This is a genomic window from Acinetobacter lwoffii, assembly GCF_019048525.1.
Lineage (GTDB): Bacteria > Pseudomonadota > Gammaproteobacteria > Pseudomonadales > Moraxellaceae > Acinetobacter > Acinetobacter lwoffii_K.
The window spans coordinates 2,322,952-2,349,696 of record NZ_CP077369.1 but is presented as its reverse complement, the minus strand read 5'-3'; the positions used below and the strand labels follow the sequence as shown (position 1 = coordinate 2,349,696).

Here is a 26,745-nt window from a genome sequence, read left to right as displayed (position 1 = left end):
GTTGAGATAATATTTTCAAGCCTGTTTTTGCAGTTCGACTTTATTTGGCAATCCGAAAATCAGTAACAAGCCAAGCAAGGTCAATGCTGCAGCAGCGATAAAAATAGATGTGCCGCCGACTTGATCCCAATAATGGCCGGCCAGAATACTGCCACTCGCCACACCAATGCCCCACATCGTGCTATATAGCGCTTGTCCACGCCCTTGCTGCCCTGCAGAGAAGTTCTGAAAAATCACCCGCATCGCGATCATATGAAATAAACCAAAACTTAAAGCGTGAATCGTTTGAGCAAAAAACTGTGCCATGAATGAAGTAGGAAAGACCCCGACGATTAACCATCTTAATCCAGTCATTAACAAGCATAGCGTGACCAGATGACGCCATGACCAGCGTGTCAGAAAGAACGTCGCATAGGCAAACATGATAATTTCCGTAATGACCCCGACTGACCACAGCAAGCCGATCTGAGTGGTGCTAAATCCCGCCTGACTGAGATAATTGCTATAAAAACTATAAAACGGCGCATGTGAAAATAGCAGAATCAATTCAATCAGGAAAAAGCTATAGACGACTGGGCGTTTGAATATCGGCCATAAGGGTTCGAGCTGTTTCTGTGCGGTAGGTGCTGTCGTGGGTTCTTTAATGGTAAATGACCAGAGAAAGGCCAGAAATGAAATACACAGCAACAACACTGGCAACATACTGATACTAATAATTTCAAAGACGGCGCCTAAGCCGAATACACCAATAATAAAACCGACAGATCCCCATTTTCGTACTTTGCCATAGAGTTCTGCTCTTTTTTCCCCGAGCCAGAACAAAGTCACCCCTTCAAACTGTGCCAGAATGGCATTCTGAAAGAAACTAAAAATCAGCATCAGTAAAGCTACGGACTGAAAGCTATTGGGAATGATAAAAATCATGAACCAGATACAGGCTTCCATCCAGGTGGCAATACGCACCAGCAGCATGCGTTTACCGGATTTATCTGCAATCCAGCCCCAAATTAAGGGAGCAAAGAATCGGGTAACAATCGCAATAGAAGATAAAATCCCGATTTCCTGATAATTGAAGCCTTGATCTTCAAGATACAGACTCCAAAAAGGCATGAATGCCCCAACAATGGCATAGTAAAAAAAGTAAAATCCACTGAGTCTATGCTGGATTGCTAGAACTGGCATTGATTTATATATCCTAATATTTTCAAAATTTTAAACTCAATAAATTTCTATAGCACTGTATTCGACGACTCTTGATTTTTCTACGAGCATCTCGCATTATTCTAAAAATAAATTTTCATAAGTTTATGGCTAAATTTTGCTAAAGTAAAAAACTCTGTGCTGAGTTAAATTAAAGTAAGAACATAAATCGGCTTCTATATTGAGCACACGATAAAGAATGGAAACATTTTTAGAAAGGAGTTGGATGGACTTTAAATCTGAAGATCGATAATTACACAGACATTATCATTATTTTATGGCTAAAGTATGTCCAAAGAATTTTCAGATCATAGGCTAAAAAATTAAAACTAACTCTAGCTTTATAGCAAGGAGAAAATCAATGCCTAACTTTATAAAACCTATATGCTCGGGTCTAGTCTTCCTCCCTCTAATGGCAATAAGTATTTGTAGTGCTGCATATGCTAACACTTCCCCTATAGTATCTAACTCTCCAAAAGATAATATTCATCCCAATATAGATCATCATTTAAGTGAAAGTCTTTATCCTGATGAAGCAAACATAACTGAAAAAATCGCAGATATAATTGAGATATCGATTCGGAAAGAATATTCCACAGGTATCGCGCTACGTGATGCCCATCCCAAAGCACATGGTTGTGTACGTGCAGAATTCAAAGTAGATGAAGTTCTTCCTAAAAACTTGGTTCAAGGTGTTTTTATTCCGGGAAAAACATATCAAGCCTGGATTCGTTTCTCTAATGGTTCTAAAGATGGCCAACAAGCAGATATTAAAAAAGATGCCCGTGGCATGGCGATAAAACTTCTGGCTGTACCGGGAGAAAAGCTTTTAGATGATGAAACCTCTACTCAAGATTTCATTATGATCAATCATCCTGTCTTTTTTGTGAATGATCCAGTCCGATATATATCATTTATGCAAGATATAAATAGCGATAGATTTTTCAATAAGCTCCATATTCCTTTTGCATTAGGAGCTAAAGGAACCTGGATTGCCTTAAATACGAGAAATAAAATTTCTAATCCTTTGCAAACTAGATATTGGTCTATGGTGCCCTATCAATTAGGAATTGGCACTGATCGTCAAGCTATAAAGTATTCAGCTCAAGCATGTTCGACAGTGACAGATCCTCTTCCACATGCTCCGCATCATAATTTTCTAAGAGAAAAACTGCGCCAACATTTGCAAAAAAGTGAAGCATGTATGGAGTTTCTGGTACAGCCTAGAACATCAAACAGCATGTCGGTCGAAGATTCCATGACTGAATGGCAAGAAAGTGAGGCACCTTTTTACAAGGTAGCCACTATCCGGATTCCTCAACAAGTTTTTGATACGCCTGAACAAAACAAGTTTTGTGAAAACCTCTCTTTTACACCATGGCATACACTACCAGAGCACAAACCTCTAGGAGTAATAAACAGAATGCGAAAAGTGATTTATGATCGTATTAGTCAGCTTAGACATGATTTGAATTCTACTCACAGATCAGAACCACATTAAAATATAAGTGCTTATATGAAGCTATCAGCTAGACTAAAATAACCAGTTGTACTGCTCATTCGCCTTAACTTAAAAGCTTTAATTTACAAACTTTGTGCAGAGTTAATTTAGAAACATAAATAAAGCTGTTACATTAAAAATGACATTATAAAAAGGAAAATGGTTTCAGTGATGAAAATTAAACCTCCTATTATTAAATTGATCATGAGCTGTTTATGTTTAGGTTCAACATATGCAATAGCCTCTCCTCCACTTCCCGATAACAGCAAAATCCAAGCATCTCATATTTCGGAAAAAATACCGGGTACAATATTATCTATACAAGAACAAGATACTGATCTGTTTACGAATGCCTCACAACGTTTCTTAATTAATTATCGCAGTCGTGGCACAAAATCCGAGCCCATCGTCACTTCAGGCTATATCCTGTTACCTAAAGGCAAAGTCCCTAAAGATGGATGGCCTGTTCTGGCTTGGGCGCATGGTACAACTGGCGTTGCTGATACATGTGCACCCTCTGGCGATTATATGGGTGGGCCAGTCCATGTCTATCAACAAATCGCAGCTAAGGCATTGAATGCCTGGCTCGCTCGCGGCTATGCAGTCGTTGCACCTGATTATCAAGGTTTAGGCACTCCGGGCGGTCATCCTTATATGAATGCGCGAAGCCAGTTGCATACTGTCGTTGATGCTGTACGAGCGATCCACCATTTAAAGCCTTATAACTTTAGTAAAAATTGGTATGTTATGGGTCATAGTCAAGGAGGTGCAGCATCTCTTAAAGTTGCAGCATCCGGTCAAAAAGATGCGCCTGAATTTGATCTTCGCGGGGCAATTGCACTGGCACCAGGCGGTTATCAATATGAAGGAATCGCTGAATATGTTGCTAGCAATTCGCAAATCACGACTGATGTCGCCGCATTTTTTCCAATTGTGCTTTTAGGAGCAGAAGCTGCAGACCCGATGCTTGCTCCAGCAAATTTAGTTAGCCTAGAAATGGGAGAAATTCTTAATCATGCACGCAGTCGCTGTTTGTCAGAATTACAATCGGACCTAAAACAAGCACCTAAGACTGTCTTTAAATCAAATGTAAATCTGGCACCTTTGACAAATTATTTAAAAGAACAGTCTATTGAGAATATGATACCGACTGTGCCGGTTCTGCTGGTACAAGGTGAGAAAGATCAACTGGTCGATTATCGTGGTACTTATGCTTACTACCAGCAGGTATGTACAAAGCAAAAATCTATCGTCTTCCATCTCGTCAAAAATGGAGATCATCGTGATTCCTTAAGACAGAGTGAATTTCTGATTGGAAACTTTATCAATTCAGTTGGACAAGGAAAAGCTTTGAGCACCTGCCCTACAAAATAACTTGGTGAGCTTTTGCATTTAATCATTAAAAACGTAAATATTTTAATCTTCATATTTATAGAATAGTCCTTTAAAGGAATACTATTCTATAAAGAAGATAAACTAATGTTAATCCGTATTCTTACTTTGTGTTAAAACTACACTTACGCTTTCGAATTGTTTTGAGCCCATCATTTTTATACCTTAGTTCTTTAGCAGACAATAATTAGAATGAAAGAGGTTATTTATGTGCTCGAACTATGAATTCCCCTCAAAAAAACGTCTTTCCTTATTAGATATTCATGAAGAGCAACTCGAACTGGGCATGAAAACGCATATTTATCCTTTAGCACCCGCACCAATCATTATGCGTGGTGCTGACGAGTATGAGCTGGATATCGCACGTTTCGGACTGATTCCAACCTGGGCGAAAGAACTAAAATATGGCCGGCATACTTATAATGCACGGACAGAAACAGTAGCATCCAAACCAAGTTTTCGACATGCCTGGAAAAACAACCAGTTTGCTTTAGTACCGGTCGATACATTCTATGAACCTAAATATATAGAGGGTAAACCGCACTGGTTTGGTATTTCACGTGAAGATGGCAATCCTTTTACCGTTGCGGCGATTTATGATGACGCACACATTGATGGTGAGAAGATCAGATCATTTTCGATGCTAACCATAAATTCAGATCAACATCCCTTTATGAAACAGTTTCATGACCCGAATGACGAAAAACGCTCGATTATTGTAATTCCGGAAGAATCACGACATGACTGGTTGCACTGCGATCATGAACAAGCCCATGAATTTTTCTTTGAAATGAAAGATGAGTTTATTGCAAAGCCTAGAGATCAACGTTTATCGGGAAATTAAAAAGCCCTAAACCAAGTTAGGGCTTCGTCCATGTGAAAAAGCTATTTTTGCTCTCTCAATGGATTTTCCGGTTCTGCATTGGGTTTCTTCTCTGGTTTGACATGCTTATAAGATGCCTGATTACCCTTGTCATCATTTGATTCTTTATGCGGATTTGATTCTTGCTCTGGCTTATTTGTCATATGTATCTCCTTCATATATCTATTAAGAGATAAATATGACATCTGCTGCTAAACATCAATGTTATTTATGTTGTACATTCAGTTTTCTAAAGAAACAAACTTTCCTTCAAGTGCTCTTTTACATTACATAATTCCTGAAGTCCATCTGAGCAAATAAGCTATTCAGCCTGATCGTAGACGGTACAGCAGAGAATATGAATTCGCGTGCGCGCCGATATCAAATACATGAAATTTTCTAACCTTACCCACTGCCGGAAAAAGTCTTTTCATCTCAGCAAAACCTTTAGGATGCTTGGCCTTAATCAGTCAATCCCCACCAGCTAATGCAGTTTCAGCCTGTGGCCTCTTTTGAATTGCTTCAAGAATTCGAGCATGGGTGATCACACGCATAAATTTTATTGTATTCCAGTTCTAAGCAGCTAAGAATTTATCAAAACGTAATCCTATTGAAATGATTCTTTTATAAAGTATTCCTTGTGAGAAATTATGTTTAGATCCAAAAATTTCATCAGTAAAGAAAAACCCCGCCAACTGATGATTGAACGGGGATTGATCTTCATTAAGATGTCTGATGATTTGGCACATTATTCAATATTTTTCAAGCAATCACGACACTGTTTGACCTCATCATGGTCACACGTGTAGTTAATTTCAGTCGCACCATGAAGACCAAATAAACAAAATATAAATTGCATCATGTTTTTCTCCTGAGTGTACAAGGCTCGATTCAGGATCAAGCCTTATTGCTTTAAATATAGAATGACTCAATACAAAATGATTGGATCAGCGATCTAGAACAACTTCAGTACTCAGCTCTCTTAGCCCTTCAGTAAAATTGAAGCTTTTGGACTAAGTTCGTACAGGCTCTTCAGCTTGAGTCGTCTGATCCTTTTTACAATGATCACTTTTACAATGCTTGCTGCTCATCATCTGACACATTTTCTCTTTGCAAGATTTAAAACAACAGCCAACCATTACGCCCATGCCAAATGCGCATATACATCTCATCATAGCTTTGTCCTGTCTTTTCGTGAAAAGAGATATATAAATAACATCTATTCATGTATCTCTCCTGAGGGAATTTTCAGGCTTTATGTTGTGTATGAAAACTTATGTGAAAGAGAGTGAGCAAAAAATACAATCAGCAAAGAAAAAACCAGATTTAAGACGGAAAAGAAAAAGCCTGTTTAACTCTCCTAAATTAAACAGGCCTTATAATGTGCTGATTTTTAATTATTTTCATTAAGTTCTTAGAATGACGCCAAGATATCACTAGCCATGCAGCCGATCTGTGTAGGATATATAGATGCAATGTTTCAAAATATGAAAAAACCATTACTTTTGTTAATTAAATGACTGTAATTTATCCAAAAATATTTTTAATGAGAAAATAAGATTACTAAATAACCAAAACCCAAGAAGAATTGCTAAACCTATAAGTGAGAATGGGTTAATTTAGATTTTTAGAAGAAAATTCCTTATTTCAGTCAATATCGGATGTTATGAATGTTCAATGTCTCATAAAGTTTATAGATCATTGCTTTCTTTTTAGTCTTTTCTCTCTATAAGTTTTCATATGAGCAATAACAATATTTTGGCAGCATGAAAAATCGCATACTAATTACTTTATTGATGAGTCTGGCAATAAGCGGCTGCCAAAAACAGCAAGCAGAGAATTCAGCCGAGGCTGCTGCAAATATTAAAGCGCAGTTTGAACAGTCAGATAATCAACTCAGTGCTTATCTGGACAAACTCGACTCTTCAACAATTAGTCTGGAAGAAAGAACACGCATCCTGTGTGAACAATATCCTAAAGAATATAAAAATAACTACATGCCTGCTCTGCTAAAACTTGCACCCAAGGAATATACAGAAAAAGAGTTGCTCACAGACCTAGACAATGCCTTGAATTTCTACAAGCTAAAAGCCAATATTCAGTGTTAATAAATACTTAGTCTAATCGTGCAATGAAATATAAAAAAAACCGCCTGAATCAGGCGGTTTTTTTATGAAGAGCATATATCTTAAAAAAGATTAACGCTGTGGCTTTCACTGATCTTATTGATTACGTGAACGTTGTTGTTGCTGGTTACTGTTTTGCTGTGGCTGTTGTTGCTGTTGGCCTTGCTGGTTTTGTTGCTGCTGGTCGCGCTGTTGCTGGTTGTGTTGACCACCCTGCGGCTGTTGTTGTTGCTGGTTATTTTGTTGCTGATTTGGGTTTTGCTGGTTGTTTTGTTGACGCTGCTGATCTTGATTGCGCTGTTGATTTTGCTGTTGCTGTTGTTGCTGCTGTTTCTGTTGGTCTTGCTGTTGATTATTAGCCATGGTGGTATTCCTTACTATTTGCTTTAAATTAAAAGCCGATAGGTTTCGACTTAATATCTACTCTACGCATTTTTCAGATTTCGCCAACCTTTAACCTGTTACAGATTAATTCAATGTAAAAAATAGTAAGATAAGTACTTGAAGTGGAGATTAATGCGCAACATAAATTACCTGATATAATGCAACAGAAACATAATGAAAGACTTTATAGGTCAAAAATTTATTATCCAATAAAAGGAATAACTTAAGTCCTATTTCATATATAGGAAAATTTTTAATAAAATTTAAAAAGCGTTATTAAACAGAACCACTTAATAACTATACTATTGATATTTATAAATATATACAAATAAATCTAAATCTTCTATATTTTTAAAAAATTAAATAAAACATTAAAAATACAATTCTTTTTGAATATTATTAACTGTGAAGAAATACGATACTTAACATGACCTCACCAATAAAACTTAAGCTGTTTCGAATTTACCTTGACTTTAATTCAAATATTTTTACTTATTATTTTGGTATAAACTTAGATCAAATCATTGTTTGTAATTATATTTATTAATCTATTTATAATAAATAAGCCCCTTTAAAAGAGGCTTATTCTATTCAGTTTTTATTAGATATTGACCACTTTGACGATAATTGTTTGAGTATCTTCCTGCTCTTCGGCCAGATGCAAACGTTTAAGCTCTTTGCTTTTTACTTTGAACTGCAAGTTCTGATAAGAAATTGTGCTTGGTATCTGATCAAAATATTGACCATCAGCGTCAATTTCTTCCTGAAATAATGGTGTACCCAATTGATAGTCAAGACTTTTTAAGACTACATATTTTACTGTGGTTTTCATTCCAACACCCTACTTTCACTAAGCACTTTATTTTTATTTTTACCACTGTTCCGCCTGAGAAGAAACCTCTATTTTTGAAAATAGCCCAAGCTTTAACCATTCAGATTTTGCGATCAGATCAACATGAAATTACACTAATCTATGAAAAAAATTTTAACTTTCATAAAAATATAAATATACTTGGAGTTGATCGACAGAAAAAATCTGTCTAAATTGATCTAAAATCACTCCCACAAAGAAAAGAAAATATAGAGACTATGATAAAAACCTGTTGCGGCTTACTCGAAGAGAAAAACATAAAAATTGCCTTTATCGAAAGCGCAAGTTCTGGATATCTCAGTAGCCAGTTCTCCATTTGTAAAGGAGAAGGTGCCGAAATTCTGATTGGTGGTTTGATCTGCTACGATGTAAGTGTCAAGACTTCTGTATTGGGCATTTCCAAGAATCTGATCAATAGTCATACCGCGGAATCTATGCCGGTAACGGTTGCTCTGGCGGAAGCAGGTAAAAAAATGTTCCGTGATGCTGACTGGATTATCGCCTGTACAGGATTGCTTAAATCAGGTGGTAGCGCGACACCAGAGAAACCGGAAGGAACATTTTTTGTGGCCATTAATGATGGCACGCAAATCCATCAGTTCCAGTATTATCTCAAAGGCTCGCCACTTGAACGCCTCAACAAACTGTCAGCTGTGGTTGCACATGACATGATCAATCTGTTGAATAACAGCTAAGCTTTCAAAGTTACTGTGTAGCTTGAATAAGCTTCATTATTTCTACCGTATTTTAAGATAGATTGGCATGATCAAATGCCAATCTATTTTTTTTGAGGGTGGAATGACCATGAATATTAAAACCGCACTGCTTCTGCTCCCTCTGATCTTGCCCACTCTGACTTTCGCTACCGTAGGCGGCCCACAAAATATTGAAGTTCTAGGCTATGAAGTTAAAGAACAGAAGCTTTATATCATGCGTCACTATCTTGATGGTCGTGGACGCTTGCCTCAACTGTATTATTATAATTTTAAATCCCAAAAACCAAATCAATTGATTCAGGTCAGTTCCTTATATATCAATCCTAAAACCAAGCGCATCGATTATGATCAAGACAGTCGCAAGTTTGATCAGGACATTGCCAAAATCAAAAAACGTTTAGTTCCATTAAATCCGATTCAAAAATCAAAGCCACAGCTTAAGGTTTTAAAGACAACAAAAGGTAGCGCACCTGCTTGGCATGATCCTCAGGAAAAAGTGCCAAAATGGACCTATCAATATCAAGTGAAATCTGGCTCACAAAAAAGTCCGGTTCAGCAAGCAGTCAGTTATCAGCAAGGCTTGAAAATTAGCCAGGCCTATAAAGTCCCGCGACACAATAAGACCCTAGTAGTAGTAAAGTATCTGGGTATTCCTTTTGAAACAGGTTATAGCATTGAAGATCCGGCACTGTTAAGCCGATAACAGAATTCACTAAAAAAATAAGGTCTCAATTGAGACCTTATTTTTATTCTAGGACATTTACGGATTAAGCCGCTGTAGAACGCTCAGCGATTGGCACTACTTTACGTAGTTCTGGTCCGGTATAGTCTGCGCTTGGACGGATAATACGGTTGTCAGCACGCTGTTCCATCACATGCGCTGCCCAGCCTGTCACACGTGACATAACAAAGATCGGGGTAAACAACTTGGTTGGAATGCCCATAAAGTGATAAGCAGACGCATGGAAGAAATCGGCATTACAGAATAATTTCTTCTCGCGCCACATGACTTCTTCGCAGCGCACTGACACTGGATAAAGTACGGTATCACCGACATCTTTGGCTAAACGCTCCGACCAGACTTTAATAATGCCATTACGCGGATCATTGTCCTTATAGATCGCATGACCGAAGCCCATGATTTTTTCTTTACGTTCCAGCATGCCCAGCATTTCACGTTCAGCTTCTTCAGGCGACGTCCAGTTTTCGATCATGTCCATCGCAGCTTCGTTGGCACCGCCATGTAGAGGGCCACGCAAGGAACCGATTGCACCGGTAATACAGGAATGCATATCTGACAGCGTTGATGCACACACACGAGCGGTAAAAGTCGAAGCATTGAATTCATGCTCTGCATACAGAATCAAGGAAACATTCATTACCTGTTCATGTAGCTCATTTGGTTTTTCACCATGCAGAAGATGCAGGAACTGTGCACCGATTGAATCGTCATTGGTATTTTCTTCAATACGCACGCCGTCATGGCTATAACGATACCAGTAACAAATGATGGCCGGTAGCGTCGCCAAAATACGGTCTGCGATATCCTGTTGCCGCTCAAAAGACTGCTCAGTTTCAAGATTGCCCAGCATGGAAACGCCTGTACGCATCACATCCATTGGGTGGGAATCGGCTGGAATACGCTCAAGGACTTCTTTTAATGCCTGAGGTAAAGTGCGCAAGGATTTCAGTTTGGCTTTGTAGGCTGCCAATTGCTCTGCTGTCGGCAATTCTCCGAAGAAAATCAGATAAGCGACTTCTTCAAACTGGCAATGTTCAGCCAGCTCCTGCACGTCATAACCGCGATAGGTCAGACCTGCGCCACTTTTGCCTACTGTTGAAAGTGAGGTTTTACCTGCCACTTGTCCGCGCAATCCTGCGCCAGTGAGTACTTTTCCTTCAGCCATTTTTTTAATTCTCCTGTTTAAACAGTTTATCTAATGTGTCTTCGAAGCTGTGATAATCTAAAAATTCGTAGAGTTCTTTTCGTTGTTGCATAATATCCAGCACATTTACCTGAGTACCATGTTCGCGTACTGAACGCATCACTTCAAGTGCGGCTTTTTGCATTGCACGTGTCGCTGATAACGGATACAGCACCATGCCAATGCCCTGCTCCGCCAGTTCATCAACCGTATAATACGGTGTATCACCAAATTCGGTAATATTTGCCAAGACTGGCACACCGACCGCATCACACACTGTACGGTACATGGTGATATCGGTCATCGCCTCAGCAAAGATCGCATCTGCACCCGCTTCAACACAGGCAGAAGCACGATCAATCACTGCTTGCAAGCCTTCTTTTTGTAGCGCATCGGTACGCGCCATCACCACGAAGTTTGAATCGGTTTTCGCATCTACAGCCGCTTTGATACGATCGACCATTTCCTGCTGCGATACGATTTCTTTATTTGGACGATGACCACAACGCTTCTGTGCCACCTGATCTTCAATATGAACCGCAGCGGCTCCTGCAGCAGTCATCTGTTTGATCGTGCGGGCAATATTTAATGCACCGCCCCAACCGGTATCGATATCGACCAGCAAAGGTGTATCCACACGCTCAGTGATCCGGCGTACATCTTCAAGAACATTATCTAGGCTGGTCATGCCCAGATCAGGCAAACCATAAGAATAATTCGCGACACCCGCACCTGATAAATAAATGGCTTTATAACCGACCTGTTTGGCCATCATGGCAGCATAGGCATTTACTGTGCCCATAATTTGCAATGGTTTCTCGACTTCAAGCGCTTGTCTAAATCTTAAACCTGCAGACATTTGTTCTGTCATCTTCCTTTTCCACAGTCTTGGCTATAATTATTGAAATTCGAGTATACTCATTTGGCTTGCTCATTCCATAACCCGATAGAACAAATACTCTAAAACTTTAGTCAAATTTTTAAGTTTTGCTTTACCTAATTAGCAAATAGCGCACTTATCTGGCGCACTTATCTGGCGCAATTATGAAATATGTGCATATATTTGCTATGATGGCGTTTCAATCTCTATTGACATGTTGATGTACTATCTCCTATGCAAGACCTCGCCCTAGAACCGCTCGCCAAAGATCTGCCACAGACCAAACGTGGTCATGAGCGTTGTATTGCGCTGCTGATCAGTGCAACCGAGCTATTTCTGGAACGGGGTTATGATGCTGTGTCTCTGGATGATATCGTCCAGCATGCCGGTGGCTCTAAAGCCTCTATTTATAAGTACTTTGGCAATAAAGAAGGCTTGTTTAAAGCCATTTGCGATTATCGTCGTATCAAGTTTTTTGAAGATAACAGTATTCCGATCGAACTGATGGCACTGGATTTTCGTAGTTATTTAGTACACACGTTGCTTAATTTTTATCACCAGATTATGCAACCGGAAAACTCGGCCTTTATGCGTCTGGTGCTGGAACAAAGCCAGCGTAATCCTGAACTTGCTCAGCATATTCATGAGCGAGGCCCAGTGCATGTGCAAAGTGCCATTGCCAAGGCTTTAGAACAGGCAGATGCGCAAGGTTTATTGCATTGCGAAAATCCACAATATTCGGCGCAGCTGTATTTTGGTATTTTGCGCAATCTGGAATGGCGTATTCTGATGGGAATTCCGGTACAGGAAGATGATCAGGAAATCGACAAATACATCAGTTATTGTGTGGATCGCTTTTTAGACGGTCATCAAAAAGTCTAGTTTTTTTGCATTTTTCATTGCTTATAGTATATTAGCCGATTCCGTATTTTTTCTTAAACTAACCAACAACTGATTGTTGATCGAGTTTTTCGGCAATTATTGTGGAGTAACGAATGGCTCTCCGTCACTTTCTCACCTTACGCGATTTATCAACTTTAGAACTTAACCAGATTTTGCAACGCGCAATTGAGCTTAAGCGCAAACAGCATAACAATGAAGTGTTCCAACCATTTGTTGGTAAAGTGATGGGCATGATTTTTGAAAAATCGAGTACCCGTACGCGTGTTTCGTTTGAAGCTGGCATGAGCCAATTTGGTGGTAGCGCGATTTTCCTGTCTTCACGCGATACCCAGTTAGGTCGTGGTGAACCGATTGAAGATTCTGCACGTGTGATTTCAAGCATGCTGGATATTGTGATGATCCGTACTTTCGGCCATGATATCGTGGAGCGTTTTGCATCTTATTCAAAAGTTCCAGTGATTAATGCGTTGACTGATGACCACCACCCTTGCCAGTTACTTGCTGACATGCAAACCTATGTAGAGCAACGTGGCTCAATCGAAGGTAAAACTGTTGCCTGGATTGGTGATGGCAACAATATGTGTAACTCTTATATTGAAGCTGCACATATGTGGGGCTTTAATCTGAAAATTGCAGCGCCAAAAGGCTATGAGCCACAAGAAAAATTCCTGTCTGAATTTGCCCATTGTGTGGAACTGGTTCCTTCTGCTGAAGATGCAGCGGTGAATGCTGATCTGATCGTGACTGACGTTTGGGCAAGCATGGGCCAGGAAGAAGAACAAAAGATCCGTGAAAAAGCCTTTGCAGATTATCAGGTGAATGAACGTCTGATGGATCTTGCACATCCGGATTGCTTGTTTATGCACTGCTTGCCTGCGCATCGTGGCGAAGAGATTTCAGAAAATCTGCTTGACCATAAAAATGCCGTAGTTTGGGATGAAGCTGAAAACCGCTTGCACGCGCAAAAAGCTTTGGTTGAATTCCTGATTAATGAAAATCTGAAAAAAGACTAATTTTTTAAGATGAATCTTCACAAATTAAGCACCAATCTCTGGTGCTTTTTTTGTCTCAGCTCTTATAATCATTGTTGAAATGGAATAAAAAGTGATTTTATACAATGCAAAAAAAATATTGGGCTTTGGCACTCTTGACTGGTTTTAGCAGTGTCGCCTTACCGGTGCATGCTTCTGAATTTGACCAATATCTTCAAGAAAAAAATATTATTGACAGCAAATTTAAAATTCAGAAAAAAGCTGAGCTGAATGAATTGCTCGCAGTGCTCAGTGCAGAGGATTCCAGAACTTTACCATTGCAGATTGATCAAAATACGATTATTGAACAATTACAGTTAAGTGCCAATAAAACCACACTGAAAGGCATGATCATCACGCCCGATTTTAGCCAGTTTGAAAAAGACTTGGGGCGCAAAGAAGTGATGAAAGTCATTCGCAATAATCTGCTCAATAATTGTGAAATTTTCTTTGAGCATCGCTATCAGATTGAGAACCCTTACAAGGTTGAACTCAGCCTGAACTCGCAGACACAAACATATAAAACGGATATTTCCCAGAAAGATTGCAAATTAAAATAATCTAAACACATAAGACATTTATTTCGATTCAGGATTCAAAAATCCTGAAAACAAAAGGTAGCCGTGGCTACCTTTTTGATAAGGTTTGTTGTTATATCCTGCTAACGCACCAGACCCTGCGGCTGCAAAATAATAATCAACGCACCCAGTATCACCACCATGCCACCAAGCAGATCCCAACGCGATAGAGTCACTTGATCAACGAAGCGCAACCACATTAGCGCTGAAAAAATATAGATACCGCCATAAGCGGCATAGATTCGTCCTGAAGCAGCTGGATGCAAGGTTAACAGCCAGACAAAAGCCGCCAAAGCCAGAGTTGTCGGAATCCATAACCAGTGGCTTCTCCCCTGATTTAAAATCAGGTAGGGAAAATAACAGCCTAAAATTTCCATCAATGCCGTGACTAAAAACAGTAAAAATGTCGTGAACAGCTTGGTAACTTGAATATCCATAATTTATCTTTTAAATGATATAAATTTGATAATTTAAAATATGAGTGCATGAAAAAACCCGTGCAAGCACGGGTTTGATCCTTCTTTTTAATTAGGCTGGTTCAGCAGTCTGATCTTCAAAAACCTCAAGTTTTAAGCCAACCGCTTTACCATTTTCTTTTTTCACCGATACTGCAACATTGCCGCCATTTTCAGCCAGTTCACCAAACAGGATCATCTCAGCCAGCGGTTTTTTCAGGTGTTCCTGAATCAGACGCTGCATTGGACGTGCACCCATCAAACGGTCATAGCCATGTTCAGACATCCATTCACGTGCGCTCTGATCCACTTCCAGTATGACTTTTTTGTCATCCAGTTGTGCTTGAAGTTCAGTCAGGAATTTATCCACGACATTTTCAATAATGCTGCTTGGCAATGCCTTGAACTGAATCACGCCGTCGAGACGGTTACGGAATTCCGGCGAGAAGGCTTTCTTCATCGCTTCCTGATTATCGTTACTATTGTCCTGTTCCATAAAACCAATGCTGACACGCGAAATACTTTCAGCCCCAATATTGGTGGTGAGTACCAAGACCACGTTACGGAAATCAGATTTACGCCCGTTGTTATCAGTCAATGAACCATGATCCATAATCTGCAATAACAGATTAAACACATCTGGATGCGCTTTTTCGATCTCGTCTAGCAACAGCACACAATGCGGATTTTTGTGAATCGCATCGGTGAGCAGGCCACCTTGATCAAAACCGACATAGCCCGGAGGTGCACCGATTAAACGAGACACTGCATGGCGTTCCATATATTCCGACATATCAAAACGAACCAGTTCCACACCCATCTGTTTCGCGAGCTGCTTGGTCACTTCGGTTTTACCAACACCTGTAGGACCCGCAAAGACAAAACTACCTACAGGCTTATCTGGAGACTTCAAACCGGCACGTGACAGTTTAATCGCAGATGCCAAGGCCTCAATCGCTTCATCCTGACTAAAGACCACACGTTTCAGATCGCGCTCAAGATTTTCCAGCACGCTCTTATCATCTTTAGAAACAGTTTTTGGTGGAATACGCGCAATTTTAGAGACGATGTCTTCAATATTTTCCACAGTAATCAAACTGTCGTCTTGCTCCGCTTTTAAACGGCGCTGAGCACCGGCCTCATCAATGACATCAATCGCCTTATCTGGCAAGAAACGGTCGTTGATAAATTTCGCAGAAAGTTCTACCGCAGACACTAAGGCTTGATCTTCATATTCCACATGATGGAAATCTTCAAACTTCGATTTCAGACCACGTAGGATATCAATAGTTTCAGAAATAGATGGCTCATTCACATCAATTTTCTGGAAACGACGCGATAAAGCATGATCTTTCTCAAAGACCTGACGGTATTCCTGGAATGTGGTTGACCCAATGCAGCGTAAAGAACCATTTGCCAGCGCCGGTTTGATCAGATTCGATGCATCCATGGTACTGCCCATACTCGAGCCTGCACCAATAATCATGTGAATTTCATCAATAAACAGCACTGCTTCAGGTTTCTTTTTCAACGCATTTAAAAGCTGTTTCAAGCGTTTTTCAAAGTCGCCACGGTATTTGGTTCCTGCCACCAAAGCACCAATGTCCAGACTGAAAATTTCAGCATTTTCCAGTGGTTTTGGCGCTTTACCATTGACAATTAACCAAGCCAGCCCTTCAGCAATCGAGGTTTTACCGACACCTGGATCACCGACAAGGAGTGGGTTATTTTTACGACGGCGGCAAAGAATTTGCGCGGCACGCTCGATTTCTTTTTCACGACCAATCAGTGGATCGGTCTTACCTTTTTGTGCTTCAATATTCAGGTTAGTGGTATAAAGTTCAAGTGGACCTGAACTTGCTGAAGATGCTGATTCGCCATCTAGATCTTCGATTTCTTCTTCAGACTGTACATCTTCTTTACGCGTACCATGAGACAGGTACTGAGTCAGGGTCAGACGGTTAATTTGATGACGTTTAAGCAGATAGACTGCAAATGAGTCACGCTCAGAATACATGGCAACCAGAATATCAGCACCTTCTACAGTACGATCGCCACCGCTTGATTGCACGTGAAAAATCGCGCGTTGCAAGATCCGGTCGAAGCTTTCTGTAGGGTGTGGTGCCTGATCACTATTTTCACCAAGTTTAGGGGTATGTTGTTCTACGTACTCTTCTAATTCCTTACGCAACACGATGATGTCCGCACCACATGCTTTGAGTGCATTCACGGCAGAATCGTTGTCGAGCAAGGCTAACAATAAATGTTCTACGGTCAGGAACTCATGTCTCTTTTGACGAGCCATGCTGACAGCCAAACGTAGTGATACTTCTAATTGACGACTGAGCATGTAACCCCCTTAATCTTTAGGCTCTATTTGGCAAAGTAACGGATGACCTTGTGATCGAGCATAATTATTGACTTGGTTCGCTTTGGTCTCCGCAATGTCTCGAGGATAAACCCCAGCTACACCCTTTCCTTCATAATGTACAGTTAGCATTACTTGTGTAGCTTGGTCAAGATTCATTGCAAAGTATTGTTGTAAAATTTCAATTACAAACTCCATCGGCGTATAGTCGTCATTTAATAAAACAACAGCATAGAACGGTGGACGTTTTAGTTCTGGCGGTGCGGTCTGTACAGCTAGGTCAGAATCGCCGTCTTCAGAGGGTTCATTTGCTAAACGTGGGCTGATATGCCAATCAACGATTCCAGACTCATTAAAAGAATTTTTAATATCACTTAAACACATTTGACGTTTATTGCTTGGCATAAGATTTATATTTCACACTTAATTTGCATTTGCTTCGGTTTTCGGGATTTCTGACAAGGTGGCAGACTGATTTTCTACTGCTTTGCCCTGTTCCCAACTAAAACGACGAATCACAGGTTTGGCACCAGTAAGACGCACTTCAATAAATTCTGGCTTAAAGCCCTTAGGCATGCTCCAGCGGCCAGTGAGTCGCTCATAATTTTCGAAATTAAAGTTTTTATCTTCCAGTGGCACCACCAGAATTTCAGTCCCTTTAATCAGGCGCAATTCCACACTACCTGAAGCACGGCTTTTGCCCGGACTGACCTGAACCAGATCAATCTGATATTCAAAGGCATTTTCCGGCAAAGGTTTAATCGACAGGTTTTGAACCGCCAATGCCAAACCGCCACGCTGACGCAAAATCTCGCGATAAATGGTTCCTACACTTTCAGCCTGAACCTGTTCATCGCGTGCCTTGGTCATAGCCAGATACAGATCATTGGCATTGCTAACCGCCAGATCACGCTCCTGAACCGCAGTATTCAGCGTCTTGTTCAGTGTTTCCAGACTGGCTTTCTGAGTCTGTACTACATCGACCAGTTGCTCTGCATCTGCATCATAACCCGCCGCAGTCAAACCCTGACGATGTCCTACGGTATATCCGAGTACGCCACTGCTTAAGATCAATACAGCAGCACCAATGGCCAAGGGCGTATTGCCTTTCATGAATGGTTTCTTAGTACCGGGTTCCTGAGGAAGCGTCGTATTTGACTCGTTATTCGGCATTTTGATCTCTTGTTTGCTTTAATCAAGACACACATTTAAATCCAAATCTAAATGTGTGTGAAGTTCTAATACGTTTTTTATGGTAATAAACCAATATTATTTAAGCCAGCGTCTTCAGCAAAACCAAACATCAGGTTCATGTTCTGCACAGCCTGACCTGCTGCGCCTTTTACCAGATTGTCTTGTACAACCAGGATTACCAGTTTCGTTGGCTGTGGCTTATACAAGGCAATACGTAACTGATTCGCTCCACGCACTGAACGGGTTTCTGGTGAGCTACCCGCCGGCATAACATCCACAAATGCTTCATTGGCATAGAACTGCTCATATAGCGCTTGTAAATCTGCTGCTTGGCCTGCTTCAGTTAAATCGATATAGATGGTCGACAACATACCACGGATCATTGGCACCAAATGCGGTACAAATAAAATATGATCAAACACATTTTTTTGACCTGAAATATTTTCCAGTGCTTCGACAATTTCAGGATGATGGCGATGACCCGCTACACCATAGGCCTTAAAGTTATCAGCATTTTCAGAATAAATCATGCCCAGACTAGCTTTACGACCTGCACCTGATACACCCGACTTGGCATCGATAATAATGCTTTCAGGTTTCACCAATACTTCAGCCGCTTTTAAAACTGGCGCCAGACCTAACTGAACTGTGGTTGGATAACACCCCGGATTCCCGATCACATTGGCTTTTTTAATCTCTTCACGATTCAATTCAGATAAACCGTATACAGAATCTTTTAACAGTTCTGGACATGCATGTTGCATGCCATACCATTTTTCAAAATGTTCAAGATCTTGTAAACGAAAATCAGCAGCTAGGTCGATCACTTTTGTATTTGCAGCAACCAGCTCTTCGGCATGTTTCATTGCGACACCATGCGGCGTTGCAAAGAACACCACATCGCATGATTTTAATAAATCCAGACTTAAATCGGAAAATTTAAGATCGGTATGCCCGCGCAAGCTCGGGAACATGTCATCTACACGACGGCCTGCTTCAGTACGTGATGTCAGTGCTGTTACATTTACATCTGGATGTCGTAGCAAAAGACGCAAAAGTTCAACGCCTGTATAACCCGTACCACCCACAATACCCACTGAAATCACGATGATTACCTCAAATAAATGTTTCCTTTATACAGCCTAGTATGACAGGAAGTTGAGGTTTTCTAAACCATTTCACTGGGGTTTGCTGGTTTTTTAATTGATCAGTAGGATAAGTCCGATTTTGATCATGAAACTTTTAATTTGCTTAGGCTATTTTAATAGAGTTATATGGACTTATTAATTATGCTTTTAGGCACCCCACCAATATGGCAACGGCGTATTTTTCAGCGTTATACGATGCTGCTGGAAATGCTGATCATGCTTGGCAACTTCTGCCCAAAACCGTGGACTATGATCAAAATGCTTTGTATGTACCAGTTCATGGACAGCGACATAACGCGCGACTTGTTCAGGAAATAATACCAGCGCGCTGTTCAACATAATGTCATGTTTGGCAGAACAACTGCCCCATCGGGTTTTGGGATGTCTAATGTTGCAGTTTTTAAAAGGCAAATGACATTGCTGTGAGACGAGATTTAAATATGAAGGAAGATGTTCTTTTGCGTAGGCAATCACGAAAGCTTTTAAATATTCTTCAGGATGTCGGTCACTGATCCAAAGCTGTAGATCTTCATGATCAAAAATGAAGTTGTTCTTCTGGCTTTGATAAGAAATTTTTAATGGTGCTTTTAGATTGAATAACCGCAGCTCACTCGGTAGCGTCCGGTCAATATTTTCGATTTTTTCCTGCTGGGATTGCCAGGTTTTAATCAGCCAGCTTTCAGATTGTTCAATAAAATGCCGTATCTGTTTTTTGCTGCAAAAAACCGGGGCTGTGAGGCGAATCTGGGTCGCATCGACACGCAAACGTAACCGGGTTGAACGGACATTTCGGGTGATTTGGATTTCGGGTAGATCGGATAAGGTCATTATAGTTTTTTTAATCTCCCCAACCCCCTCTTTTTCAAAGAGGGGCTTTTAAAAGTCTCCCCTCTTGCACTTGTTTTAAAGCAGTGCTTCAAAACTTCGCTCAGGGAGATTTAGAGGGATTTTTTCTAGAAAGTTTAATTAAACCGCTGTACGCTCTTCAATTCCGTTATCAGTCGCGACAATGGCGATATCTGCTTTGTTGATCGCAAAGATACCGTTACATACCACGCCCGGAATATCGTTTAAGGTTTTTTCCAGTTCAAGTGCATTTAGAATATTCAGGTTGTACACATCTAAAATCACATTACCGTTGTCAGTGACCACACCTTCACGGTACGCAGGATCGCCACCTAAAGATACGATTTTACGCGCGACTGCAGAACGCGCCATTGGAATCACTTCTACAGGAAGCGGGAACTCACGCCCTAATTGTCCAACCCATTTAGAATCATCCACGATACACACAAATTTTTTCGCAATAGAGGCAACAATCTTTTCACGTGTCAGCGCTGCACCGCCACCTTTGATCATATGCATATGACGATCAATTTCATCTGCACCATCAACATAAGCATCCAGACCACTGACAGAGTTCATATCTACCACTTCAATGCCGAGTTTTTTCAAGCGTTGTGCAGTTGCTTCTGAACTGGCTACCGCAGCTTCCAATTGCAGCTCAGGCAATAAGTCAATTAAAAAGTTTACAGTACTGCCTGTACCTACGCCTAAAATGCCCCCTTTTGGCAAGTGTTTTAAAGCGGCTTTGGCTGCTGCTTGTTTTTTCTCATCTTGGGTTGCATATAGACTCATGGCTTCACTCAACTATTTTGGACTTTTGCAGCTTTTTTAAACCGCAAAGCCGTGTGGTTTGTTACAATAAGCCCCTATTTTAAACTGTTAGATGGAAAATTAACATGCTGTCTCGTTTGGTTCGACAAATTTTACAAGCAACGGTCTACGATGTTGCAATCGAAACTCCACTCGAAGCAGCGCCACGAATTAGCGAACGACTCAATAATAATATCCGCTTTAAACGTGAAGATTTACAACCGGTTTTTTCATTCAAGCTACGCGGTGCCTATAACCGTATTAGTCAATTACCGAAATCACAAATGGAACGTGGCGTTATTACTGCTTCAGCGGGTAACCATGCACAGGGCGTGGCACTCTCAGGGAAAAAGCTGGGTATTCGCGCGATTATTGTGATGCCTAAAACCACACCTGATATCAAGGTACAGGCGGTTAAGCGTCTTGGTGGCGAAGTGGTTTTGCATGGTGATTCATTTGATGTCGCCAACAAGTATGCGATTCAACGTGCCCAGGAAGATGGCATGACCTTCATTCCGCCTTATGATGATGAACTGGTGATTGCTGGCCAAGGTACGATTGCTAATGAAATTCTGCGTCAGTGGCGCGACGTCGATTATGTCTTCGTTGCAGTAGGCGGCGGCGGCCTGATCGCAGGTGTTGCAGCGTATTTAGGTGATGTCGCACCACATGTGAAAGTCATTCCCGTGGAATACGACGAATCTGCCTGTTTAAAAGCTGCTTTAGAAGCCAATGAGCGTGTGATTCTTCCATCTGTAGGTTTATTTGCTGATGGTACAGCTGTAGCCCAAATTGGTGAAAAACCATTTGATGTGATTCGTCTGCAAAAGTCGGACAATTCAGGCCCGATCGTTGAACCCAATGTGGTGCTGGTGAATACGGATGAAGTCTGTGCAGCGATTAAAGACACTTATGACGAATGCCGTAGCATTGTCGAACCATCTGGTGCAATGGCACTGGCCGGCATCAAAAAGTACGTAGCTGAACATGGTATCGAAGGGAAAAACATGGTGTCGATTGTCTGCGGCGCCAACATGAACTTCGACCGTTTACGTTATATCGCTGAACGTACCGAATTGGGTGAACGAAAAGAAGCGATTTTTGCCGTAACCATTCCAGAACAGAAAGGTTCATTCCTGAGCTTCTGCCGTGCCTTGCAAGGTCGTAATATTACTGAATTTAACTACCGTGCCAGCGATGCTTCTGCGGCACAGGTCTTTGTCGGTATTAGTCTAAAAAATGGCGAGAAAGAACGTCAAGAAATTTATGAAACCTTAAAGTTCCAGTATGACGTTGATGATCTGTCTGATGACGAAGTGGCCAAACTGCATATCCGTTACCTGATCGGTGGTCATGCCGATATTGAAAATGAACGCCTGTTCCGAGTGGAATTCCCGGAGCGTCCTGGCGCTTTACTGATGTTCCTGGAACGTCTGGGCCCGACCCATAACATTACCCTGTTCCACTACCGTAACCACGGCGCTGCTGAAGGACGTGTTCTGGTGGGTCTTGAAGCGACCGATGCACAACAAAATCCGGACGGTTTGATCGAAACTCTCGAAACCATTACCTATCCATATCAGGAAATTACCAATAATCTGGGTTATCAACGTTTCTTGAAGTAATTCTCTCAAACATAAACCGCCTTTCGAGGCGGTTTTTTATTTATATACAATAAATTTTATTAATGATTTTTTAAACTATTTAGAGTTGTAGTTAAAACTTCGTGTGCAACTTTAATATCAATACTGTGATATCTCCTGCGATCATCATCTAAAATTTTATCTTTACTAAATATAGCTAAATGTAAAATATCATTTTGAAGCTGATCAAGTTTTTCGTAAGTTTTAATTAATCTTCCCTTTAGCTGTTCAAGATCTTTATCTTTTTCTACTTCAAGAATGATCTCTAAATTAGAAATCATACCTACATATAAATCATAAATAATCGGATTCAATTCTTTTTCAATACCATAGTATACATTCCCCTCATTAGGTCCTTCATTTAAATTATCAATATGCGAAGCAATATATTGGGCAAAATATTTATCAAATTTTGTAATATCCAGATGGACTTCCTTTGCAATATTTGAAACTCTCTCAACTCTCTTTTGTGTTTTCCATTGCTTTGAAATACAGTAAGCCACGATAACCGTTAAAATTGCGGCAGCAATCGTTGCTATAGCTCCCCAATCAAGCACACAATTATCAACCATTTAGTTCTTTTCCTTTCTAAATAAACGATTTATATCAATTATGTAAAACTTCAAACATCTTGGATTAGATTAACGCTAACATAACTCAAAATACTTTATTTAGAATAATTAAGGATAGCAAATGGCATTATTTGCAGTCATTGGGCTTGGTAGTTTTGGTGCGACCGTGGCCACGCAACTGATCAGTCTGAAGCATGAAGTGATAGGGATCGATCTGAATAAAAAATATGTCGAAAATATTTCCGATCAACTAACCCATGCTGTGATTGCCGATGCAACCGATGAACATGTACTAGACGAGCTGAATATTCAGCGCTGTGATGCCGTTGTCGTTGCGATTGGAGAGGATATTGAGGCCAGCATTCTATGTGTATTGCATTTAAAAAATATGGGCGTGAAGAAAATCTGGGTAAAGGCCAAATCCAAATCCCACCACATGATTCTGACCCATCTCAATGTTGAAAAAATCATTCACCCTGAAGAAGATATGGGCGTTCGGGTGGCCCAGTCATTAAGCTATCCGATGGTCAGTCGTTATATGGCGCTTGAGGATGATCATTATATTGTCAAAATTGAAATTCATGCGGATCATCATGGTACGCCACTGAATCAGTTGATGAAGCATGCTCCTGAAATCACGACCTTATTACATAAACGCGGATCTACATTGCAATATCACGTAGATGCCAATCAGATTCTTCAGGAAGGCGATATTTTACTGGTTGAAGGATTGCTGGAACCTTTGCGCCGTCTTGCTAAATATTTTAAACATCTATGAAAAGTTCTGATTTAAAGCAACACAGGACGATTAACCTCAGTCCTCCAAGCTTACTGGCTTTGGGTTTTCTCGGATTAATTCTGATCGGCTCACTGCTATTGATGCTGCCTATTGCACATCATGGAGAAATCAGCTGGCTGGAGGCGATTTTTACAGCAACTTCTGCTGTGACCATTACCGGGCTATCGGTGGTGAATGTCGGTGAAGCCTATACCGTATTTGGTCAAATCGTGATTATGTTTTTGTTGCAATGCGGCGGCTTGGGTTTTATGACCTTTGCCATTCTGGCAGTGATGAGTCTGGCACCGCAACTGGGGCTAAAACAACAAGTCATGGCACAGGAGTCCATTGGACAAACTAGCCTGAAAAAAGTCAGTTTTACCATTAAAGCCGTGTTTTTATATTCTCTATTATTTGAAGCAATCGGTACGCTGATTCTGACTTTGGCTTGGCTCAAAGAATATCAGTTTAGCGATGCACTATTTTATGCAGCTTTTTATAGCGTCTCCGCTTTTAATAATGGTGGATTTTCACTATTTCCAAATAGCTTGATGAGCTTTTCAGGACAGTATCTGATTACCTTTACCATCAGTATGCTGTATATCATTGGCGGTATCGGTTTTCTGGTGCTGATGGACGTCAAAGAACATAAGCGCTGGCGTAAGTTGAGTACCAACAGCAAGCTAATCCTCTCAACGATTCTGGGTCTGAACCTAAGTGCTTTTATCGTACTTTGGCTATTGGAGGCTTCCAATCCACAGACCTTAGGTCTCATGAGTTTGGGCGATCAGGCCGTGAATGCCTGGTTCCATGCCACCGTTCCCCGCTCTTCAGGTTTTCATAGCTTGCCAATGGAACAAATGAGTGATGCATCCACTCTAGTTACCATATTTCTAATGTTTATTGGTGGAGGTTCCTTAAGTACGGCGGGCGGCATTAAGGTCGGTACGTTTATTATTGTGGTCATCAGCGTAATCAGTTTTTTAAGACGCGAAGATGAGATCCGGCTGTTTAATCACTCTATTCCTGAAAAAACTACGTTTAAAGCATTGGCCGTCGTGTGTATTACTGCAGCGTTGATCATGATGGGTTTTATGAGCTTATTAATCCTGGAACCTGAGCAGGATTTTCTGGATCTGTTGTTTGAAGCCGTGTCTGCGGCCTGTACCGTCGGTTTGTCCCGAGGGGTAACTGAGGAGCTACAACCTGCCAGTTTGATCATTCTGATGCTGTTAATGTTCGCAGGGCGTCTAGGGCCACTGACGCTTGCTTATTTTATTGCGACTCCCAAAAAGAGTCGTCTCAAACATCCGCCTTCAGAAATCCAGATTGGTTAATCTACCTAGAAAAAACCATGCATCGGCATGGTTTTTTATTTTCATTATAAGGTCATGAAACTTGGAATCTTAGAACCAGTTCATCAATGAGACACCTAAACCGACATACGTGGCACGGTGATTATAATCAATCAGACTTTCTCCGTAGCCATCAAATAGCTGGAATTGGCCACGCAAACGCCCACTGATCGGGAATGACCAATCGAACTGTACGGCTCCACGATTTTCATCTCCACCTTTTAAGGTATGTCGCAGCATTAATGAAAAATCATGCTCCTTATAACGATAAAATGCGGTCATGTCTCCACGGCCGATATAGTTCTTGATCTCTGGATTGTTATCGTCTTCTCGCTTCTCTTCAAAGCGATACCAAGGACGAACCATCAAGGCAAAATTGTCTTTTTCAAAACCAAGATTCAGCATCACCCGATTCCAGCTACGTGATAACGGATCAGAACGACCATTGGACTGATGATTGATGGTCAATCCCAACATACGCCAATTCAGACCCAAAAGATCATAGTTGGTACGGAAGATTAAACTGGCTTCGGGTTCATAGTTGGTCTCACGAAACGGACGTGATTCTTCCGAGTTATACACCTGCCAACGCGAAGACTGAGTATAACCAAGCCAGAGATCGCCATTATCTCCCAAGATATTTTCAACCGCCTTGGTCTTTAAAGACAGTTGAAACTTAGCTTCAGTTGAGGTGAGATTCTGTTTCTCTGTCTCTATATTGTTGGGATTTTCACTCTCGGGTAATTCATTCTTGTTTGATGTCCAGAAACCTGGCATCAAATACACCGGCTGATAAGAACGAATGTTCCAGGTGCCTAATTTACTTTCCGGAGAGAGTTCCCAGCGGCTATCCAGCAAAGACAGATTCGGCGTCAGCTTTGATCCTTCAGAAGCGTAAATATTGGAAACAGTCTGACCAATTTTCGCTTTTAAATTGTCGGGTTCAGGCGCAATTTCTGCTGCTGCACGACGTTCAGAAACGATTGCAGGCTTATCAGCAACCGGAATTTTAAATAAAGTATCATAACAGGCCAGACGCTCTGCACTAATTTCCAGTGCAGCACAGGCTCCAGCCGTTGCCGGCGTGGGACTGTTGACTACTGTTTCTTCCGCATTCACTTGCGTCCCAACTGCACAGCCCAGCAAAACGCTCAGCTGTAGAGTTGAGCGCTTAAACGAATTAAGCGCCATCCATTATCCTCTTTTT

General features: G+C 40.9%; 27 protein-coding genes. 12 read left to right on the top strand and 15 right to left on the bottom strand.

Annotated elements, in window-relative coordinates; all coding sequences use genetic code 11:
• Window positions 1-15 precede the first annotated feature (15 nt).
• Entirely contained in the window at window positions 16-1,182 is a 1,167-nt protein-coding gene (locus I6L24_RS11065) for an MFS transporter (protein ID WP_216986003.1), read from the bottom strand.
• A gap of 379 nt (window positions 1,183-1,561) precedes the next feature.
• Between I6L24_RS11065 and I6L24_RS11060 the strand changes: the two genes are divergently transcribed.
• The 3 genes from I6L24_RS11060 (at window position 1,562) to I6L24_RS11050 (ending at window position 4,937) form a co-directional block, all read left to right on the top strand.
• Window positions 1,562-2,701 (top strand): catalase family protein, encoded by a 1,140-nt coding sequence (locus tag I6L24_RS11060; RefSeq protein WP_216986002.1) that lies wholly within the window; start codon window positions 1,562-1,564, stop codon window positions 2,699-2,701.
• Window positions 2,702-2,860: 159 nt separating this feature from the next.
• Complete coding sequence (locus I6L24_RS11055) at window positions 2,861-4,075, top strand: alpha/beta fold hydrolase (RefSeq protein ID WP_410549890.1); 1,215 nt, start codon at window positions 2,861-2,863, stop codon at window positions 4,073-4,075.
• Between the two features lie 226 nt (window positions 4,076-4,301).
• Window positions 4,302-4,937, top strand: a complete 636-nt coding sequence (locus I6L24_RS11050; RefSeq protein ID WP_086044868.1) for an SOS response-associated peptidase — start codon at window positions 4,302-4,304, stop codon at window positions 4,935-4,937.
• A 41-nt stretch (window positions 4,938-4,978) separates the two neighbouring features.
• Here I6L24_RS11050 and I6L24_RS11045 read toward each other — a convergent pair whose 3' ends face one another.
• A complete protein-coding gene (locus I6L24_RS11045; RefSeq protein ID WP_005107128.1) occupies window positions 4,979-5,119 on the bottom strand; it encodes a hypothetical protein in 141 nt (46 codons plus the stop codon).
• 1,602 nt (window positions 5,120-6,721) lie between these two features.
• On the opposite strand from I6L24_RS11045, the gene I6L24_RS11040 reads away from it, so the two are divergent.
• Window positions 6,722-7,063, top strand: coding sequence for a hypothetical protein (locus I6L24_RS11040; RefSeq protein ID WP_005107130.1), 342 nt, complete (start codon window positions 6,722-6,724; stop codon window positions 7,061-7,063).
• Between the two features lie 114 nt (window positions 7,064-7,177).
• Here I6L24_RS11040 and I6L24_RS11035 read toward each other — a convergent pair whose 3' ends face one another.
• Window positions 7,178-7,444, bottom strand: coding sequence for a hypothetical protein (locus I6L24_RS11035; protein WP_216986000.1), 267 nt, complete (start codon window positions 7,442-7,444; stop codon window positions 7,178-7,180).
• 622 nt (window positions 7,445-8,066) lie between these two features.
• Window positions 8,067-8,297 (bottom strand): hypothetical protein, encoded by a 231-nt coding sequence (locus I6L24_RS11030; protein WP_004280185.1) that lies wholly within the window; start codon window positions 8,295-8,297, stop codon window positions 8,067-8,069.
• Window positions 8,298-8,554: 257 nt separating this feature from the next.
• Between I6L24_RS11030 and I6L24_RS11025 the strand changes: the two genes are divergently transcribed.
• Entirely contained in the window at window positions 8,555-9,031 is a 477-nt protein-coding gene (locus I6L24_RS11025; protein WP_216985999.1) for a CinA family protein, read from the top strand.
• Window positions 9,032-9,134: 103 nt separating this feature from the next.
• A complete protein-coding gene (locus I6L24_RS11020) occupies window positions 9,135-9,755 on the top strand; it encodes an aminotransferase (RefSeq protein WP_216985998.1) in 621 nt (206 codons plus the stop codon).
• 64 nt (window positions 9,756-9,819) lie between these two features.
• Here the strand turns inward: I6L24_RS11020 and prpC are convergent, their stop codons facing one another.
• Both prpC and prpB read right to left on the bottom strand, forming a co-directional pair.
• A complete protein-coding gene (prpC, locus tag I6L24_RS11015) occupies window positions 9,820-10,959 on the bottom strand; it encodes a bifunctional 2-methylcitrate synthase/citrate synthase (RefSeq protein ID WP_216985997.1) in 1,140 nt (379 codons plus the stop codon).
• A 4-nt stretch (window positions 10,960-10,963) separates the two neighbouring features.
• A complete protein-coding gene (gene prpB / locus I6L24_RS11010; protein WP_005107135.1) occupies window positions 10,964-11,848 on the bottom strand; it encodes a methylisocitrate lyase in 885 nt (294 codons plus the stop codon).
• Between the two features lie 243 nt (window positions 11,849-12,091).
• Here prpB and I6L24_RS11005 point away from each other — a divergent pair, with 243 nt between their 5' ends.
• The 3 genes from I6L24_RS11005 to I6L24_RS10995 all read left to right on the top strand — a co-directional run bounded on the left by I6L24_RS11005 (window position 12,092) and on the right by I6L24_RS10995 (window position 14,351).
• Window positions 12,092-12,739 carry a TetR/AcrR family transcriptional regulator gene (locus I6L24_RS11005; RefSeq protein WP_216985996.1) on the top strand — a complete coding sequence of 216 codons (648 nt, stop codon included), beginning with the start codon at window positions 12,092-12,094 and terminating at the stop codon, window positions 12,737-12,739.
• A 113-nt stretch (window positions 12,740-12,852) separates the two neighbouring features.
• Window positions 12,853-13,773 (top strand): ornithine carbamoyltransferase, encoded by a 921-nt coding sequence (argF, locus tag I6L24_RS11000; RefSeq protein ID WP_004280178.1) that lies wholly within the window; start codon window positions 12,853-12,855, stop codon window positions 13,771-13,773.
• A 104-nt stretch (window positions 13,774-13,877) separates the two neighbouring features.
• Window positions 13,878-14,351, top strand: a complete 474-nt coding sequence (locus I6L24_RS10995) for a hypothetical protein (protein ID WP_004646787.1) — start codon at window positions 13,878-13,880, stop codon at window positions 14,349-14,351.
• A 101-nt stretch (window positions 14,352-14,452) separates the two neighbouring features.
• Here the strand turns inward: I6L24_RS10995 and I6L24_RS10990 are convergent, their stop codons facing one another.
• The 7 genes from I6L24_RS10990 to rpiA all read right to left on the bottom strand — a co-directional run bounded on the left by I6L24_RS10990 (window position 14,453) and on the right by rpiA (window position 21,172).
• Window positions 14,453-14,806: a YnfA family protein gene (locus I6L24_RS10990; protein ID WP_005246534.1), complete on the bottom strand. Its 354-nt coding sequence runs from the start codon at window positions 14,804-14,806 to the stop codon at window positions 14,453-14,455.
• 91 nt (window positions 14,807-14,897) lie between these two features.
• Window positions 14,898-17,174 (bottom strand): ATP-dependent Clp protease ATP-binding subunit ClpA, encoded by a 2,277-nt coding sequence (gene clpA, locus I6L24_RS10985; protein WP_216985995.1) that lies wholly within the window; start codon window positions 17,172-17,174, stop codon window positions 14,898-14,900.
• Between the two features lie 9 nt (window positions 17,175-17,183).
• Window positions 17,184-17,597, bottom strand: coding sequence for an ATP-dependent Clp protease adapter ClpS (gene clpS / locus I6L24_RS10980; RefSeq protein ID WP_216985994.1), 414 nt, complete (start codon window positions 17,595-17,597; stop codon window positions 17,184-17,186).
• An 18-nt stretch (window positions 17,598-17,615) separates the two neighbouring features.
• A complete protein-coding gene (locus I6L24_RS10975) occupies window positions 17,616-18,365 on the bottom strand; it encodes a DUF6776 family protein (protein ID WP_216985993.1) in 750 nt (249 codons plus the stop codon).
• Window positions 18,366-18,442: 77 nt separating this feature from the next.
• Window positions 18,443-19,498 (bottom strand): N-acetyl-gamma-glutamyl-phosphate reductase, encoded by a 1,056-nt coding sequence (argC, locus tag I6L24_RS10970; protein ID WP_216986626.1) that lies wholly within the window; start codon window positions 19,496-19,498, stop codon window positions 18,443-18,445.
• 183 nt (window positions 19,499-19,681) lie between these two features.
• Window positions 19,682-20,362 carry a M48 family metallopeptidase gene (locus I6L24_RS10965; protein ID WP_216985992.1) on the bottom strand — a complete coding sequence of 227 codons (681 nt, stop codon included), beginning with the start codon at window positions 20,360-20,362 and terminating at the stop codon, window positions 19,682-19,684.
• 138 nt (window positions 20,363-20,500) lie between these two features.
• Window positions 20,501-21,172, bottom strand: a complete 672-nt coding sequence (gene rpiA, locus I6L24_RS10960) for a ribose-5-phosphate isomerase RpiA (RefSeq protein ID WP_004279784.1) — start codon at window positions 21,170-21,172, stop codon at window positions 20,501-20,503.
• Between the two features lie 104 nt (window positions 21,173-21,276).
• Between rpiA and ilvA the strand changes: the two genes are divergently transcribed.
• Window positions 21,277-22,815: a threonine ammonia-lyase, biosynthetic gene (ilvA, locus tag I6L24_RS10955; RefSeq protein WP_004646781.1), complete on the top strand. Its 1,539-nt coding sequence runs from the start codon at window positions 21,277-21,279 to the stop codon at window positions 22,813-22,815.
• Window positions 22,816-22,874: 59 nt separating this feature from the next.
• On the opposite strand, the gene I6L24_RS10950 is transcribed toward ilvA, so the two are convergent.
• A complete protein-coding gene (locus tag I6L24_RS10950) occupies window positions 22,875-23,405 on the bottom strand; it encodes a hypothetical protein (RefSeq protein ID WP_216985991.1) in 531 nt (176 codons plus the stop codon).
• A 121-nt stretch (window positions 23,406-23,526) separates the two neighbouring features.
• On the opposite strand from I6L24_RS10950, the gene I6L24_RS10945 reads away from it, so the two are divergent.
• Both I6L24_RS10945 and I6L24_RS10940 read left to right on the top strand, forming a co-directional pair.
• Window positions 23,527-24,183, top strand: coding sequence for a potassium channel family protein (locus I6L24_RS10945; RefSeq protein WP_005246545.1), 657 nt, complete (start codon window positions 23,527-23,529; stop codon window positions 24,181-24,183).
• Window positions 24,180-25,520: a TrkH family potassium uptake protein gene (locus I6L24_RS10940; protein WP_216985990.1), complete on the top strand. Its 1,341-nt coding sequence runs from the start codon at window positions 24,180-24,182 to the stop codon at window positions 25,518-25,520. The genes I6L24_RS10945 and I6L24_RS10940 overlap by 4 nt, the downstream gene beginning before the upstream one ends.
• A 69-nt stretch (window positions 25,521-25,589) precedes the next feature.
• Here the strand turns inward: I6L24_RS10940 and I6L24_RS10935 are convergent, their stop codons facing one another.
• Entirely contained in the window at window positions 25,590-26,729 is a 1,140-nt protein-coding gene (locus tag I6L24_RS10935) for a phospholipase A (RefSeq protein WP_216985989.1), read from the bottom strand.
• Window positions 26,730-26,745: the final 16 nt, after the last annotated feature.